This window comes from Kitasatospora sp. NPDC088134, from assembly GCF_044741705.1.
GTDB lineage: Bacteria > Actinomycetota > Actinomycetes > Streptomycetales > Streptomycetaceae > Kitasatospora.
The window spans coordinates 32,134-47,584 of the sequence record NZ_JBIUTD010000029.1 but is presented as its reverse complement, the minus strand read 5'-3'; the positions used below and the strand labels follow the sequence as shown (position 1 = coordinate 47,584).

At 74.1% G+C, this 15,451-nt stretch carries 13 protein-coding genes; 5 read left to right on the top strand and 8 right to left on the bottom strand.

What is annotated here, in order from left to right; translation table 11 throughout:
• From ACIOHG_RS31795 to ACIOHG_RS31775, 5 genes are all read right to left on the bottom strand, one after another.
• On the bottom strand, positions 1-1,449 hold the full coding sequence (locus tag ACIOHG_RS31795) for an ATP-binding protein (RefSeq protein ID WP_400955762.1): 1,449 nt from the start codon (positions 1,447-1,449) through the stop codon (positions 1-3).
• An 86-nt stretch (positions 1,450-1,535) separates the two neighbouring features.
• Positions 1,536-2,879 (bottom strand): GH1 family beta-glucosidase, encoded by a 1,344-nt coding sequence (locus tag ACIOHG_RS31790; RefSeq protein WP_400955761.1) that lies wholly within the window; start codon positions 2,877-2,879, stop codon positions 1,536-1,538.
• Positions 2,880-2,925: 46 nt separating this feature from the next.
• Positions 2,926-3,768 (bottom strand): carbohydrate ABC transporter permease, encoded by an 843-nt coding sequence (locus tag ACIOHG_RS31785; RefSeq protein WP_400955760.1) that lies wholly within the window; start codon positions 3,766-3,768, stop codon positions 2,926-2,928.
• Positions 3,765-4,748, bottom strand: a complete 984-nt coding sequence (locus tag ACIOHG_RS31780) for a carbohydrate ABC transporter permease (RefSeq protein ID WP_400955832.1) — start codon at positions 4,746-4,748, stop codon at positions 3,765-3,767. The genes ACIOHG_RS31785 and ACIOHG_RS31780 overlap by 4 nt, the downstream gene beginning before the upstream one ends.
• A 13-nt stretch (positions 4,749-4,761) precedes the next feature.
• A complete protein-coding gene (locus ACIOHG_RS31775) occupies positions 4,762-6,072 on the bottom strand; it encodes an ABC transporter substrate-binding protein (protein WP_400955759.1) in 1,311 nt (436 codons plus the stop codon).
• A 144-nt stretch (positions 6,073-6,216) separates the two neighbouring features.
• Between ACIOHG_RS31775 and ACIOHG_RS31770 the strand changes: the two genes are divergently transcribed.
• The 5 genes from ACIOHG_RS31770 (at position 6,217) to ACIOHG_RS31750 (ending at position 11,331) form a co-directional block, all read left to right on the top strand.
• Positions 6,217-7,449 (top strand): ROK family protein, encoded by a 1,233-nt coding sequence (locus tag ACIOHG_RS31770; RefSeq protein ID WP_400955758.1) that lies wholly within the window; start codon positions 6,217-6,219, stop codon positions 7,447-7,449.
• Positions 7,450-7,719: 270 nt separating this feature from the next.
• Positions 7,720-7,911: a hypothetical protein gene (locus ACIOHG_RS31765; RefSeq protein ID WP_400955757.1), complete on the top strand. Its 192-nt coding sequence runs from the start codon at positions 7,720-7,722 to the stop codon at positions 7,909-7,911.
• 149 nt (positions 7,912-8,060) lie between these two features.
• Positions 8,061-8,252 (top strand): hypothetical protein, encoded by a 192-nt coding sequence (locus ACIOHG_RS31760; protein WP_400955756.1) that lies wholly within the window; start codon positions 8,061-8,063, stop codon positions 8,250-8,252.
• Positions 8,253-8,302: 50 nt separating this feature from the next.
• Positions 8,303-10,186 (top strand): BTAD domain-containing putative transcriptional regulator, encoded by a 1,884-nt coding sequence (locus ACIOHG_RS31755; RefSeq protein WP_400955755.1) that lies wholly within the window; start codon positions 8,303-8,305, stop codon positions 10,184-10,186.
• 149 nt (positions 10,187-10,335) lie between these two features.
• Entirely contained in the window at positions 10,336-11,331 is a 996-nt protein-coding gene (locus tag ACIOHG_RS31750; protein WP_400955754.1) for a LuxR C-terminal-related transcriptional regulator, read from the top strand.
• Between the two features lie 65 nt (positions 11,332-11,396).
• Here ACIOHG_RS31750 and ACIOHG_RS31745 read toward each other — a convergent pair whose 3' ends face one another.
• The 3 genes from ACIOHG_RS31745 to ACIOHG_RS31735 are packed head-to-tail and all read right to left on the bottom strand — an operon-like array spanning position 11,397 to position 15,447.
• Positions 11,397-13,175 (bottom strand): MDR family MFS transporter, encoded by a 1,779-nt coding sequence (locus tag ACIOHG_RS31745; protein ID WP_400955753.1) that lies wholly within the window; start codon positions 13,173-13,175, stop codon positions 11,397-11,399.
• Between the two features lie 41 nt (positions 13,176-13,216).
• Positions 13,217-14,404, bottom strand: a complete 1,188-nt coding sequence (locus ACIOHG_RS31740; protein ID WP_400955752.1) for a hypothetical protein — start codon at positions 14,402-14,404, stop codon at positions 13,217-13,219.
• Complete coding sequence (locus tag ACIOHG_RS31735; protein ID WP_400955751.1) at positions 14,401-15,447, bottom strand: hypothetical protein; 1,047 nt, start codon at positions 15,445-15,447, stop codon at positions 14,401-14,403. Before ACIOHG_RS31735 ends, ACIOHG_RS31740 begins: the two co-directional genes overlap by 4 nt.
• Between the last annotated feature and the right edge of the window lie 4 nt (positions 15,448-15,451).

Genomic DNA, 15,451 nt, shown 5'->3' with positions numbered 1-15,451 from the left:
TCACCGCCAGGCGCCGACCACCTGCTCGGGGCCCCACAGCAAGTCGACCGCTCCCGGGTCCGTGCCGGGCGCGAGCCCGGACAGCGAGGCCACCACCAGGCCGGTGCCGTTCGGGTCGAAGCCGGGCACCTGCGGGGCCGCATGGGTGAGGGCCGCGAGGTCGTGGCCGTCGAAGGGGGAGAGCAGCCACTTGGTGGAGCCGACGAACGAGATCCGCCGGGCGACCGGGGCGCGGTCGGCCCCGACCAGGTCGACCTCCGGGTCGAACTGGCGGTTCCACCAGCCGCCGACCGCCTCGACCTGCGCCCAGGGCAACGCCCCGTCCATGGCGGCGAGTTCGAGGGACTCCCGGACCAGTGGCTCGACGGCCCGGCCGCGCCAGGCCGTCCAACGGCGCTCCACCACCCGGAAGGCCGCCTCCGGGCGGCCCCGGCGGGCCTGCTCCTGCGCGCTGCGCAGCACCGCCAGGTAGAGGCGCAGGTTGCTGTCGGCGATCCGGTGGAGGACGGGCTTGCCGGGATGGGTGGAGAGCGGCTCGTCCGTGGCGAGGACGCGTTTCTCCTCGACCAGGCGGCGCAGCAGCGGCGACAGCGAGCCCGAGGCGAGCGCCCCCTCGCGGCTGCCGGCCGTCGCGGCGATGTTGGCGTGGGTCCGGTCGCCGCCACCGACGGCCTCCAGGACGCGGCGGGCCTGGTCCGGGGCCGGGAACTCGGCCAGCAGCGAGGACTCGGGCACCGAGAAGACCGGGGAGGCCGGGTCCGCGCACTCCTGTTCCAGGAAGCGCAGCGCGGGGGTGGCGTGCGGCCAGGCCCGCAGGATGCCTGGCAGGCCGCCGGAGACCAGGTGGGCGTCGATCGCGTCGGCCGGGGCCAGGCCGAGGGCCGCACCGGTCTCGGCGGGGTTCAGCGGCCCCAGCACCAGGTTGTCGGCCCGCCCGTAGAAGGGGCGGTCGTAGGCGGTGAGGCGCTCCATCATGTGCAGGTCGCTGCCGAGCAGGAGCAGCAGCACCGGCCGTTTCGCCAGCAGTCGGTCCCAGGCGGTCTGCAGGGCCCCGTCGAAGAGGCCGTCCTGCTCGGCGAGCCAGGGCACCTCGTCGAGCACCACGATCGACGGCCGGTCCGGGAGGGCCGCCGCCAGTATCCGGAACGCGTCCGGCCAGCTCCCGGCGGCGGCGGCGGGCACCAGGTCCGCGTCGCGCGGGAGCGGGGACTCCCGCAGGTCGGCCAGGAAACCGGCGACGGCCTCCACCGGGGAGGCGCCCTTGGTGGCGGTGGAGAACAGGTAGGGCACGCCGGCCCGGTCGCAGAACTCCTGGACCAGCCGGGACTTCCCGACCTGGCGGCGGCCCCTGATCGCCACCGCCGTGCCGGCCCCGGCGGCCGCGACGCGGTCGAGGCGCTTGGCCAGGAGGGCCAGTTCCGTCCTTCTGCCGACGAACGAGGGGACCATGCCGGATCCGATCAGGTAGATGACATCTACGTAGATGAAATCTACCCGGATCGGGGTCCAGGGGCCCGGCCTCGTCGTCGGTGGGGTCAGGCGCGGGCGCGGTGGGCCGCGATCAGGGCGGCGTAGCGGTGGCCGCTGGACTTCACGGTGCGGGTCTGGGTGGGGTAGTCGACGTGGACGAGGCCGAAGCGCTTGTCGTAGCCGTAGGCCCATTCGAAGTTGTCGAGCAGGGACCAGGCGAAGTAGCCGGCCAGCGGGGCGCCCTTGGCGACGGCGCGGGCGCAGGCGGCGAGGTGGGCTTCGAGGTAGGCGGTGCGCTCGGGGTCGTCGACGCGGCCGTCGGCGGTGACGGTGTCGCGGTAGGCGGAGCCGTTCTCGGTCACGTAGATCTCGCGGACGCCGTAGTCCTCGGTGAGCCGCAACAGCAGTTCCTCGATGCCGGGGGCGTGCACCTCCCAGTCCATCGCGGTGCGCTCGGGGTTGGGGCCGGGGACCTGGCGGAAGCGCGGGGCGGGGCCGGTCGGGTCGTCCTCGACGACCTGGCGGAAGTAGTAGTTCAGGCCGACCCAGTCGAGCGGGGCCGCGATGAGGTCCAGGTCGCCGTCCCGGACCGGGAGTTCGACGCCGTAGAGGTCGAGCATGTCCTGCGGGTAGCCGCGGCCGAGGACGGGGTCGAGCCACCAGCGGTTGATGTGGCCGTCGGCGCGGACGGCGGCCGCGAGGTCGGCCTCGGCGGGCGAGGCGGGCTCGATGGTGGAGAGGTTGTTGACGATGCCGATCCGGGCGCCGGGGACGGCGGCGCGCAGCGCCTGCACGGCGAGGCCGTGGCCGAGGTGCAGGTGGTAGGAGGTGCGGACGGCGGCGGTGAGGTCGGTCAGGCCGGGGGCCATGGTGCCTTCGAGGTGGCCGATCCAGGAGGAGCAGAGCGGCTCGTTGAGGGTGCACCAGTCGCGGACCCGGTCGCCGAGCCGCTCGGCGACCACGGCCGCGTACGCGGCGAAGCGCTCGGCGGTGGCGCGCTCGGGCCAGCCGCCGCGGTCCTGCTGGGCCTGCGGGAGGTCCCAGTGGTAGAGGGTGGGGAAGGGGGTGAGGCCGCGCTCCAGCATGCCGTCGACCAGGCGGTCGTAGAAGTCCAGGCCGGCCGGGTTGACCCGGCCGTCGGCGAGCGGGACGACCCGGGGCCAGGCGATCGAGAAGCGGTAGGCGTCCAGGCCGAGCGAGGCGGCCAGGTCGAGGTCCTGCGGCCAGCGGTGGTAGTGGTCGCAGGCCACGTCGCCGGTGTCGCCGCCCGCGACCTTGCCGGGGGTGTGCGAGAAGGTGTCCCAGATCGACGGGGCCCGGCCGTCGGTGCGCGCGGCGCCCTCGATCTGGTAGGCGGCGGTGGCGGCGCCCCAGCGGAAGTTGGCCGGCAGCGCGTCGAGGTGGTTCACGGGGTGGTCCTTTCGAGGGTGAGGGGGCGGGCGACCCGACGGCGCGTCACTTGACGGCGCCGGCGGTCAGGCCGGCCACCAGGTAGCGCTGCAGCAGCAGGAATCCGGCGACGACGGGGAGGCTGACGACCAGCGAGGCGGCCATCACCTGGTTCCAGTACACGTCGGTCTGGGTGGCGTACCCCTGGAGCCCGACGGCCAGCGTGCGGGTCTGGTCGTTGGTCATCACGGAGGCGAACAGCACCTCGCCCCAGGCGGTCATGAAGGCGTACACGGCGACCGCGACGATGCCGGGCAGCGCGGCGGGGACGATGATCTGCACCAGGGTGCGGATCGGCCCGCAGCCGTCGACGGCGGCGGCCTCGTCGAGGTCGCGCGGGACGGAGTCCAGGTACCCGGCCAGCATCCAGATCGAGAACGGCAGCGAGAAGGTCAGGTAGGTGAGGATCAGGCCGCCGCGGCTGCCGTACAGCGCGACGCCGGTGGAGTTGCCGATGTTGACGAAGATCAGGAACAGCGGCAGCAGGAACAGGATGCCGGGGAACATCTGGGTGGACAGCACCGTGACGGTGAAGACCTTCTTGCCGCGGAACCGGTAGCGGCTCACCGCGTACCCGGCCAGCAGCGCGATCAGCACCGACAGGCCGGTGGCCGAGCCCGCCACGATCAGCGAGTTGGTGAAGTACTTCGCCAGCGGGACGGTGGTCCAGATGTCCACGTACGGACGGAACGTCAGCCGGCTGGGGATCCACCGCCACGGGCCCTGGACGTCCTGCAGCGGCTTGAGCGAGGAGCTCAGCATCACCGCGACGGGGGTGAGCGTGAAGACGGTCAGCGCGAGCAGCACGATCCGGCGCAGCCAGCGGAAGGAGGCGGGCGGGTTGATCATTCGGCGTCTCCCCGGCGGCGGTTGGTGGCGAGCAGGTAGACCGCGGTCACCAGCAGCAGGAACAGCAGCAGCAGGACGGACATCGCCGAGCCCTGGCCGAAGTTCCAGGTGAGGAAGGAGGACTGGTAGATGTGGATCGAGATCAGGTCGGCGGCCTGCGGCGCGGACTTGCCGAACAGCACGAACGGCGTGTTGAAGTCGTTGAAGGTCCACAGGAAGAGGACCAGCACCAGCACCAGGTTGACCGGGCGCAGCGAGGGCAGGGTGATCCGGCGGATCTGCTGCCAGACGCCGGCGCCGTCCAGCGCGGCGGCCTCGTAGAGCTCGCGCGGGATGTTCTGCAGGCCCGCGGTGAGGGTGAGGAAGGCGAACGGCCAGGACTTCCAGACCGAGACGGTCAGCAGCGCCCAGAAGCTGTTGTCGCCGATCAGCCAGAACGGCTTGTCGTCGGTGAGGTGCAGCTGGTCGTGCAGCAGGTGGTTGATCAGGCCGGTGTCGCGCTGGAACATGAAGCTCCAGGTGATCACGGCGGCGAACACCGGCAGCGCGTACGGCAGCATGAAGGCCGCGCGGAGCAGGCCGCGGCCGCGGAAGGCGTCCTGGGTGAAGATCGAGGCGGCGACGCCGATCAGCCAGGACAGGCCGACCGATCCGAGGGTGAACAGGCAGGTCACCCAGAAGGAGTTGAGCAGCGCCTTGCCGATCGGGGCGTTGAACTCCAGCGCGACCGAGAAGTTGTCGAAGCCGGACCAGGGGGCGGCCGACCAGTCGCGGATGAAGAACTGGGTGAGCTGCTTGAAGGCCATCACGATGCCGGTGGCCATCGGGACCAGGTGGATCAGCAGTTCGGCGAGCAGCGCGGGGAGCAGCAGCAGGTACGGGAGGGCGCCGCGGCCGGGCCGGTAGCGGCGCCGCCGCCGGGGGGCGGGGGCCGCCCCCGAGGGGGTGGCCTCCTGACCGGCGTTCTTGCGGTCGATCACTTCCTGGGGCACGTCAGCTCGCCGGCATCTGCTGCTGGGCCTTGGACAGTTCGTCCTTGACCGTGGCGTCGGTGATCGGCTTGCCCGCGGCGGCGGACGCCAGCAGGTTCTTCACGGCGGTGCCGATCAGCGTCTCGAACTGGCTCTCGCTGGGGACCTGCGGGAGCGGCGCGGCGCTCTTCTGCAGGACGCCCGCGAGGGTCTGCAGTTCGGGGGTGGCGAACTTCGGGTCGGACTGCGCGGCCTTCACCGGCGGCAGCGAACCGTAGGTGCCGTTGAGGGTCTTCTGCTCCTCGTCACTGGTCATGAACTTCACGAAGTTCAGCGCGCCGTCGAGGTTCTTGGTGTTCTTGAAGACCGCCAGGTTGATGCCCGCGACCATCGAGGTGGTCGCCTTGTCGCCGGTCGCACCGGCGGCGGTCGGGACGGGGACCACGCCGTAGTCGTCGGGGTTCATGCCGTGCGACTTGAGGTTGGCGCCGGCGGACTGCCACATCAGCATGGCGGCCTTGCCGGTGGCGAAGTCGGTCACCGACTGGTTGGCGGCGTACTCGGCGTTGCCCGGCGCGGCGATCTTGTCGTTGGCGCTGAAGTCGACGTACTGCTTGACGGCGGCGACGGCCTCCGGGCTGTCGAAGGCGGGCTTGCCCGCGGCGTCGTAGAAGCCGGTGCCGTGCTGCATGCCGAGGGTGAAGGCGTGGTGGACGTTCTCCGAGCCGTTGCCGCCCTCGATCGCCAGGCCGTACGTGCCGCCGGTGGTGAGCTTCTTGCCGTCGGCGACCAGCTCGTCCCAGGTGGTGGGCGGGTTGGCGATGCCGGCCTGCTGGAAGAGCTTCTTGTTGTAGTAGAGGCCGTAGGCCATCGAGTACAGCGGGACGGCCGCCGGGTCCTTGCCCTTGGCGCCGGCCGAGGCGATGGTCGCGGGCAGGAAGCGGTCCTTGCCGCCGATCCTGTCGAAGGCGGCCTGGTCGAACGGGAGCAGCGCGCCGGTCGCCTGCAGCGAGGCGGACCAGGTGTTGCCGATGTTCAGCACGTCGGGGCCCTGGCCGGAGGCGGTGGCTGCCAGGATTCTGTTCAGCAGGTCGGACCAGGGGATGACCTCCAGGTTGACCTTGATGCCGGTCTGCGCCTCGAACTTCTTCAGCTCGGGTTCCAGGACCTGCTTGTCGTTCTCCAGGCTGCTGCCCTGGTTGGACGCCCAGTAGGTCAGGGTCTTCGGGCTGGAGTTCGAGCCGCCGGTGCTCTCGCCGCCGCCGCAGGCGGTGGTGGTCAGGGCGATCGCGGCGGTGAGGGCGAGGGCGGCGGGAATCCGGTGGGTGCGCATGGGCGGAGCCCCTCTCGGGCTGTCGTCTCGTGGGGGGTGAAGCAGCAACGCCTGATGCTTACTTCACGCCGAGATTTAACGTCTGAGAAAAGTAGACGTCAAGAGCTTCGACGGCGTAGATTCTGCAACGGAGAAGGGAAGACCATGACACCGCGAGGCAAGCAGACCGTCCGCGACCTGCGCCGGAGCAGCCGCTCCACGCTGTTGCGACACCTGTACTTCCACGGTCCGCTGAGCCGCCAGGAACTCGGCAGCGCCACCGGCCTGAGCGCCGGCTCGGTCAGCAACGTGACGGGCGAACTGCTCGCCGACGGGCTGATCGAGGAGTGCGGCTCGGTCGACTCCGACGGCGGCCGCCCGCGCATCCTGCTCCGGGTCACCCCCGGCCAGGCCCACCTGGTCGGCATCGACATCGGCGAGACCCAGGTCCGGGTCACCCTGTTCGACCTCGCGCTCACCGAACTCGCCTCCGCCGACCAGCCGCTGGAGACCGCGCACGACCCCGAGCGGGTGGTCCGGATGATCGCCTCCGGCCTCGACCAGGTGCTCGACACGGCCGGCGTCCCGGCCGGGAGCGTGCTCGGCATCGGGATCGGCGTCCCCGGCATCGTCGAGCAGGGCACCGGCACCGACCCCGGCGCGGACGTCGTCGTGCACGGCCAGACCTTCGGCTGGGACGCCGTCCCGTTCGGCCGGATGCTGCGCGCGCACACCCCGCTGCCGCTGTACGTCGACAACGGCGCCAAGACCCTCGGCCAGGCCGAGATGTGGTTCGGCGCCGGGCGCGGCAGCCGGCACGCCGTGGTCGCGCTGTTCGGCTCCGGCGTCGGCGCCTGCGTGATCGCCGACGGCGCCCGGTTCCGCGGCGCGACCAGCTCGGCCGGCGAGTGGGGCCACACCAAGGTGCACGTCGGCGGCCGCCCCTGCCGCTGCGGCTCGCGCGGCTGCCTGGAGGCGTACGTCGGCGCCGAGGCGCTGGTCGAGCGCTGGGACGGCACCGAGCCCGGCACCAGCGAGAAGGCCGGGCTGGCCGCGCTGCTGCGGGCCGCCGAGGCCGGGGAGCCGGGCGCCGTCGCGCTGCTCGACGAGGCCGCCGACCTGCTCGGCGCGTCCATCGCCGACCTGGTCAACCTGTTCAACCCCGAACGGATCGTCATCGGCGGCTGGGCCGGCCTGCTGCTCGGCCCGCGCCTGCTGCCCGCCGTCGAGGACGCCGCCACCCGGTACGCGCTCTCCTACCCGCGCTCGCGCACCACCATCACGCTCTCCCACCTCGGGCCCGACGCGGTGACGCTGGGCGCCGCGACCCTGCCGCTCACCCACTTCCTGGAGTCCGGCGGCGAGCTGCCCGAGCACCTGGCGGCGGCCGTCGGCTGAGCCGCCGGGGCGCCGGGCCGCTGAGCCGCCGGGGCGCCGGGCCGCTGAGCCGCCGGGCCGCCGGGCGGTTCACCGGCCGCACCGAGGACGGTTTGTGCCACGGCACAAAGCGACCACCCTTTCTCCGTTCGGGTACCTAGTGGTCGGGCCGAGAATGGGAGTATGTATCTGGTTCACGCGAGATTGCGCGCGCCGGTCGGTCGAGGCGCCCCTCCCGACCTGGCGGAATTGGTCCGGTCCCACGCGGACCGCGCGGACGCCCTGGAGCACGTGAGCGTCCACCAGCCCGACCCCGGCGAGGTCACGGTGGGCGTCTTCAGCCTGCTGCCGACCCTGGCCGCGGCGGAGGGCAGCACGGCGGGGCTGCTGGCCCGCACCGTGGCCCGCTCCCCCGAACTGGCGGGCTTCACCGTGCTGTCGGTGGGGTCCGCCCTGGTGCCCGGCCCGTGGTGGACGGCTTAGGACAGTGCATGTTCCGTCCAGCCGACGGTGGTTCCCCCGGCGGCCCGGGTGGCGCAGAGTGGAGGTGTCGGCGGGCGAGGGCGCGCCGGCCAGGAGCCCCGGGAGGAATTCCCGGCGGACCACTCCCCTACTTTTTCCAGGAGAATTCCGTGTCGGTCACCCGTGTCTCCAAGCTGCTCACCCTCTCCGCCACCGCTTTCGCCGCCCTCGCCCTTTTCGCGGCCCCGGCGGAATTCGCCGGGAACCTCGCCGACGGCCCCGCGCCGGCCGCCACCGCCGGTCCGGGCTCGACCCCGGCCCCGGTCGTCCCGCTGGGCGGCGACGTGACCTGGGGCCACTGAGCGCACCGACCGCAGCGACCCGAGCACGCGTGATCACGGGGGTGAAGACGATGGAGTTCCTGGTCCTGGGGGCCCTGGAGGCCCGCCACGACGGCGCCCTGGTGGACGTCCGGGGCATGCGGCAGCAACGGCTGCTGGCCCTGCTGCTGCTGAACGCCAACCGGGCCGTACCGATGGACTTCCTGGTCGACGAGCTCTGGGAGGACCCGCCGCCCTCGGCCCGCCCCCAGGTGCACAACGCGATCCGGGACCTGCGCCGGGTCCTGACCGCCGGCGAGTACCGGCTGGTCACCGTGGACGTCGGCTACCGGCTGGTGCTGCCGGAGGACGCCGTGGACGCGCACCGCTTCACCCGCAAGGTCCGGGAGGCCCGGGCCGCCGAACGGGACGGGCGGCTCGCCGAGGCGATCCGGCTGTTGCAGTCCGCCGTCGACCTGTGGCGCGGCGAGGCCTTCGCCGGCCTGCACTGCCCGGCGGTGACCAGCGCCGCCGTCAAGCTCAACGAGCAGCGGCTGACCGCGCTGGAGGACCTGATGGCGCTGCGCCTGAAGGTCGGTGAGAACTCCTCCCTGGTCGGCGAGTTGACCGCGCTGCTGGCCGAGTACCCGCTGCGCGACTCGCTGCGCCGCAGCCTGATGACGGCGCTCTGCCGCAGCGGCCGGCAGGCCGACGCGCTGGCCGTCTACGAGGAGGGCCGGCGCTTCCTCGCCGACGAACTGGGTCTGGAGCCGAGCCCGGCGCTGCGCGCGCTGCAGGCCGAGATCCTGGCCGACGCGCCGGGCGTGCACGCCGCCGTGGACCGCCCCGCCCCGGTGCAGCCGCCCGCGGGTTCGCGGGATCCGCTGCCCGCCGGGCCCCGGGAGCCCGCCGCCGGCCCCAACTGCCTGCCGCACGACCTGCCGGACTTCACCGGCCGCGCCGCCGAGACCGCGCTGCTGCTGGACGCGGTCGGCCGCCGGACGCCGGGCACCCCGCTGATGGTGGCGATCGACGGCATGGGCGGCGTCGGCAAGACCACCCTCGCCGTCCGGCTCGCCCACCGGCTGACCCCCGACTTTCCGGACGGCCAGTTCTTCGTCGCCCTGGACGGCTACGACGAGACCCGGCCGCCGATGTCGCCGCTGCGGGCGCTGGCCGTGCTGCTGTGCGCCGACGGCGTCGCCCCCGACCGGCTGCCGGCCACCCTGGAGGAGCGCAGCACGCTGTGGCGCTCCCGGCTGGCCGGCCGGCGCTGCCTGCTGGTGCTGGACGACGCGGTGGACAGCGCCCAGGTCCGGCCGCTGCTGCCGGGCGCCGGGGAGGCCCTGGTGGTGGTCACCGCCCGGCGCAAGCTCGGCGCGCTGGACGGGGCGGTGGCGCTGCCGCTGGACGTGCTGCCGCCCCGCGACGCGGTCGAGCTGCTGGGCCGGGTGGCCGGGGAGCAGCGGGTGGCCCGGGAGCCGGAGCGGGCCGCCGAGGCGGCCGTGCTGTGCGGCTTCCTGCCGCTGGCGCTGCGGATCGCCGCGACCAAGCTGCGGGACCGGCCGGCCTGGCGGGTCGCCGACCTGGTGGCCCGGCTGGCCGACCCGGAGCGGCGGGCCCGCTGCCTGCGCACCGCGGACCGCGACCTGATGGCGCTGCTGCGCGGCTCGTACCAGTACCTGGACCGGGCGCAGCGGCGGTTCAGCCGGCTGTTGAGCCGTCAATCCGACGGGCCCTTCGACCTGGACCGGGCGGCGGCGGTGACGGGGCTGAGCCCGGGCGAGGCGGAGGGCTGCCTGGACGTGCTGTTCGAACACAACCTGGTGCGGCAGGAGGACTCCGCGCTGTTCTCCTTCCACGGCCTGGTCCGGGACTGCGCGCGGGCCCTGCCGGACCCGGCCGAGCCGGAGCGGCCGGCGCCGCCCGCGGTGCTGGCGGAGGTGGTGGACCTGCGGGTTCCAGCGGCGCTCTAGTCGGGCGGCGTAACCTCCGCGGCCGGTGTTCGGGGTCGGGCCCGAGGAACGGCATCCGGAACGCCTGAGTCAGGGAGTGGTTGCGCTGCGTCAGTAAGCTCGGATGCCGACGGGTCCTTACTGCCGCTGATCGAAACGGGGACCGATCCATGCTGGACGTACTGGGGCTCGACACCGAGGCCGAGGCCATCTACCGCCGGATGCTCGCCGAACCGCAGGCCGGGGTGGCCGTGCTGGCCGGGTCGCTGGGCATCACCGAGGACCGGGTGCGCACCGGGCTGGACCGGCTGAGCGAGCTGGCGCTGATCCAGCCGTCGGGCCGCGAGGGCATCGGGTTCCGGGCGATCGGGCCGGAGACCGCGATGGAGGTGCTGCTGGCCCGCCAGCAGGCCGAACTGGCCGCCCAGCAGATGCGGGTGGAGGCCTCCCGGGCGGCGGCGGCGCAGCTGATCGCGGAGTGCTCGGCGTTCCGCCCGGCCGCCACCGACCCGGACTCGGAGCAGCTGATCGGGCCGGAGGCGATCCGCGAGCGGCTGGCCGACCTGGCCGGTTCGGTCCGGCAGGAGGTGGCGACCTTCGCCCCGGGCGGCGCCCACTCGGAGGAGGACCTGCGGGCCAGCCGGCAGCCCAACGCGGCGCTGCTGGCGCGCGGTGTGCAGATGCGCACCGTCTACCTGGACAGCGTCCGCAACCACCGGCCGACGCTGGACCACGTGACCTGGCTGAACCTGCACGGCGGCCAGGTCCGCACCGTCCCCGCCCTGCCCATCCGCATGATCATCTTCGACCGGCGGCAGGCCGTGCTGCCGATAGACACCGAGGACGCCCGGGCCGGCGCGGTGGTGCTGCGCGGCGCGGGCACGGTGGCCGCGCTGTGCGCCCTGTTCGAGGGCGTGTGGAGCGGGGCGGTCCCGGTCGGCGACACCCCGCAGTGCGCGGAGGACGAGATGCCGCCGCACGAGCTGGCGGTGCTCAAGATGCTCGCCCAGGGCCACACCGACGAGGCGATCGCCAAGCGGCTCGGCGTCTCGCCGCGCACCGCCCGCCGGTTCGCCGCGAACCTGATGGAACGCCTGGACGCCCGCAGCCGCTTCGAGGCCGGGGTGCACGCCGTCCAGGACGGCTGGCTCCCCGCCACGCGCTGACCGCGGGCGTCCGACCGGTGGGGCCGGTCCGACGGGTCCGGCCGACCGGCCGGGCCGACGGGCCGTCAGGCTTCCGCCGGGGTGCGGCGCTTCTCCCGGCGGTCCGCCAGCAGCAGCGCCAGCGCGGGCAGCAGGGTCACCGCGTACACCCCGAGCAGCCAGCCGAAGGAGTGCGCGAACGCCGCCGGCACCATGCCGCGGTGCGCCTTCGCGGAGTCGGTGAGCACCACCGTGACCACCGCGATCGCCAGCGCGCCGCCGATCCGCTGGGTCAGGTTGAGCTGCGAGGAGGCGTCCGGGATGGACTGCTGGCGGATCGACTGGAACGCCCGGGTCATCGTCGGGACGATGGTCAGGCCGGTGCCCAGGCCGCGCACCACCAGGCTGCCGCAGAGCAGCAGGTACGAGGTCTGCCCGGTCAGCCCGGTCAGCGGGGCGGTGGCCAGCATGGTCAGGCCGATGCCGATCAGCACGGTCGCGCCGCCGCCGATCTTCCGCAGCAGCACCCGGGACAGCCAGGCCGCCGCCACCACGCCCAGGCCGCCGACCGACATCAGCAGGCCGGTGGTGACCGCCGACTCGCCGCGGGCCACCTCGAAGTACAGCGGGATCAGCATCATCGGCGAGTACAGCACGAAGCCCAGGCCGAAGATGTTCACCACCGCCGCCGCGTACACCGGGTTGCGGAACAGCCGCAGGTCCAACAGCGGGTGACGGGCCTTCAGCTGGCGCACCACGAACACCGCGCCACCGACCACCGCCAGGCCCAGCGGCACCAGCAGCGCCGCCGTGGCGGTCGCCCCGTGCCCCGCGTACTCGTGGATCGCCAGCACCGTGCAGACGGTGGTGGTCGCCGAGGAGACCAGGCCCAGCAGGTCCAGCGGCCGGGCACTGCCGGGCGCCGGGGCGTCGCCGCGCACCCAGCGCAGCGCGGCGGCCAGCAGCAGCGCGCAGTACGGGATGTTCACCGCGTACACCGCCGCCCAGCCGCCCCAGGAGACCAGCAGGCCGCCGATGGTCGGGCCGAGCAGCGGGCCGATCAGCATCACCGAGCCGTTCAGGCCCTGCACCTTGGCCAGGTGCTCACGCGGCACGCCGCGGGTCAGCAGGATGGTGGAGACCGGGGTGAGCACGCCGGCCGCGGCGCCGGAGATGCCGCGGGCCGCGATCAGCTGGTCCAGCGACTGGGCGGCGGCGCAGCCCAGCGAGCCCAGCGCGAACAGGCCGGCCGCGGCGACGAACACCCGCTTGGTGCCGAACCGGGTGGCCAGCCAGCCGGTCGCGGGCATCACGGCCGCCAGCGCCAGCAGGTAGGCCGTCACCACCCACTGGACCTGCTCCAGACCGCCGAACCGGGCGGTGGTGTCCTCCATCGAGACGTTGACGATGGTGGTGTCGAGCAGCGCGATGAACCCGCCGGCGATGGCCACCGCCATCGTGACCAGCGCGGACTTCGACGGGGCGCCGTCGCCGGACGGCGGGGCGGACGGGGCGGCCTGGGCGTCGGCGGGCGCGGTGGCCTTCGCGTCGGCGGGCGCGGGCCCGGGCTCGGTGTCGGGGCGCTCGGCGACCGCGACGGGGGACGTCCCGGCGGCCTCCGGCTTCGTGCTCTCCGGCTTCGTGCTCTCCGGCTTCGTGCTCTCCGGCTTCGTGCTCTCCGGCTTCGCGTTCTGCGACTTCGCGGCGGGCTTCTTGGGGGCGGTGGCAGCGGCGGTCGTGGTCTTGGCGGCGGTCGGCTCGGCCGTGGCGGTCGTGGCGGCGGCGGGCTTGCGTGCCGGGGCTGGCTTGCGGCGGGCCTTGCCCTTGGCCGCGTTCACCGTGGTGCGGGCGGGTGTGGTGGGCATCTTCGCAGGTCCTTCATCAGCGGGAGGAGGGGTGCGCGGGTTCAGTCGGCCGCGAGCAGGGCGTGTTCGATCCGGTCCAGCACGGCCTCGGCGGCCGGGCGGGCGTCGGGCCGGTTGCGGCAGGACAGGGTGAGTTCGGTCCGGTCGCCGATCCGGCAGGTGCTGAGGAACATCTCGGCGTACGGGACGAGCATCGGCAGGGTGTAGTACTCGGTGGGGCAGAAGTCCTCGGTGCGGTACAGCTCGGGGTCGATCCGGCCGTGGTCGGTCAGGATCGCCGTGCAGGGGAAGCGGCTGCCGTCCAGCTCCTGGGCCTCCCGGAGCGAGTTGGCGAACGGGTTGTTGCGCAGGAAGTCCCGCTCCAGGGCGGCGACTTCGCGCTTGCGCAGCATCGCGGCGAGCAGCTGGCTGTGCAGCCGGTTCCAGCGGTCCTCGCGGTGCAGGTCGAGCACCAGCTGGGAGGTCAGGTTGGCGGTGGAGCGCACCGCCGGGTCGTGCCGGCGCAGGTCGACGGGGACGATCAGCCGTCCGGCGTCGGCGGCCAGCAGCTCGGAGACGGCGGCCCCGATCCGGGCGGTGGCCGCGGACGGGGTGGCGGCCACCGAGCGGCGGAGCCAGAGCGCGGTGCCGTCGGCCGGGCCCTGCCCGAGGATCGCCGGCCAGCCGGGGACCCGGGGCGGGACGGGTGCCGCCGGGACGGGGGCGGCGGCGGCCCGGAAGTGGGTGTCGTCCACGGTGGCGGCGGCGCCGACCGGGTCCTCGCCGCGCAGGGCGCGGAACAGGTCCTCGATCCAGTACCGCAGGCCGCGGCCGTCGGTGACGATGTGGCTGGCCCGCACCACCAGGCGGGTCACCGGGCCGGTGGCGAGGCCGAGTTCGCAGACCGGGCCGGCCACCACGTCCAGGTCGCGGTGGAAGAACGGGTGGGTGAAGTCCGCGTCGGCGGGCAGCTCGGTGATCGGCGGCAGGGCGGCGTCGTCGGCCCGCCAGTTCGCGCCCTTGCGGCGGACCGCGAGGCCGGGGTTGGCGGCGGTGGACTTCCGTACCGCGTCGGCGAGTTCGGCGCGGTCGAGCCGGCCGGTGCCCTCGATCACCATCTGGATCAGCTGTGCGGTGCCGGTGGCGTTGGCGTTCAGGTAGCCGCGCTCGATCTGCGAGATCCGGCGGGTGTAGGCACGGGCGGGGGCTTCCGCGACGGCTTCTGCGGGGGCGGCGGTGGGCGGGGTCATGCGGCGGGCTCCAGGGTGAGGGCGTCGGTGCGGACGGCCGGGCCGGCCTGGTCGGGCTGCCACCACCAGCGCACCGGGGCGGGGGCGTCGATGGCGAGGGCCAGTTGCAGTCCGCCGCCGAGATCGGCGGAGCGCACCAGGTAGCCGACGTTGGTGGGTCGCCAGCCCGGCGCCCAGGCGGGCAGCCGGACACCGGCGAAGGTCTCCTTGCGCAGGTGCGAGGCCTTGATCAGCGCCTCGCACTCGGCGAAGTCCCGCATGGTCGCGGGCTCGCCGTCCGGGCGGCCGAGCAGTTCGCCCAGCCACCGCATCGCGGCCGGCCGGTCCCGGTGGTCCTGCAGGTCCACCCCGACGGCCCGGCCGGACGACGCCAGCACCACCGTCGAGTACTCCGCGCAGTGCGCCACCGAGGCGGTCAGCCCCAGCTGCGGCACGCTCCACCGCCGGTGCTCGTCCCGCCCCAGCTCGCGGGGCGTCAGCCGGACCCCGTACAGCCGCCCCACCGCCTCCGCGATCAGCCACCGCCCGGCCCCGTTCACCCGGTTCCCCATCCGGTCCCGCGGCAACCGCGGGTGCCGGGTCACCAGGCAGTCCACCACGGGGCCGAGAGATCCGGCGGGCCGGAGGGCGGCGGTGGACGGGGCGGCCAGCGGGCGGGTGGCGGCGGCGGCCCGCGCGGTCGACGGCCCCGGGCGGCCGGCGGCACGCGGGCCCGCCGGTCGCACCGCCCGGGGTGCCGTACCGGCCGAGCCGACCAGCCGGGCCGTCAACCTCCGTGCGGCGTAACGCACTTCGGCCGCCCGTCGGCCGGTCGCGGCCCGGCCCGCCCCCTGATCGGCCAGGGCGAGCACCGGCCCGAGCCCGAGCGACCAGCCGGCCACCAGCAGCCCGTCCGCGCCGCGCCCCCCGGCGGAGCCCGCCCCGCCGGTCCGACGGTCCGTCAGGTGGACTTCCGGACGTGCCCGCCCGGCCGTCCGCAGGACACCGCCGGCGCGGTCCCCGTCGACGCCCGCCGGGCCCGGCGCGGCCGCGTCCGTCACCACGACG

Excerpts from the sequence above, each read along its gene's own strand:
- ACIOHG_RS31795 (WP_400955762.1), bottom strand. The coding sequence starts at position 1,449 with ATGGTCCCCTCGTTCGTCGGCAGAAGGACGGAACTGGCCCTCCTGGCC.
- ACIOHG_RS31785 (WP_400955760.1), bottom strand. The coding sequence starts at position 3,768 with ATGATCAACCCGCCCGCCTCCTTCCGCTGGCTGCGCCGGATCGTGCTG.
- ACIOHG_RS31775 (WP_400955759.1), bottom strand. The coding sequence starts at position 6,072 with ATGCGCACCCACCGGATTCCCGCCGCCCTCGCCCTCACCGCCGCGATC.
- ACIOHG_RS31770 (WP_400955758.1), top strand. The coding sequence starts at position 6,217 with ATGACACCGCGAGGCAAGCAGACCGTCCGCGACCTGCGCCGGAGCAGC.
- ACIOHG_RS31755 (WP_400955755.1), top strand. The coding sequence starts at position 8,303 with ATGGAGTTCCTGGTCCTGGGGGCCCTGGAGGCCCGCCACGACGGCGCC.
- ACIOHG_RS31750 (WP_400955754.1), top strand. The coding sequence starts at position 10,336 with ATGCTGGACGTACTGGGGCTCGACACCGAGGCCGAGGCCATCTACCGC.
- ACIOHG_RS31745 (WP_400955753.1), bottom strand. The coding sequence starts at position 13,175 with ATGCCCACCACACCCGCCCGCACCACGGTGAACGCGGCCAAGGGCAAG.
- ACIOHG_RS31740 (WP_400955752.1), bottom strand. The coding sequence starts at position 14,404 with ATGACCCCGCCCACCGCCGCCCCCGCAGAAGCCGTCGCGGAAGCCCCC.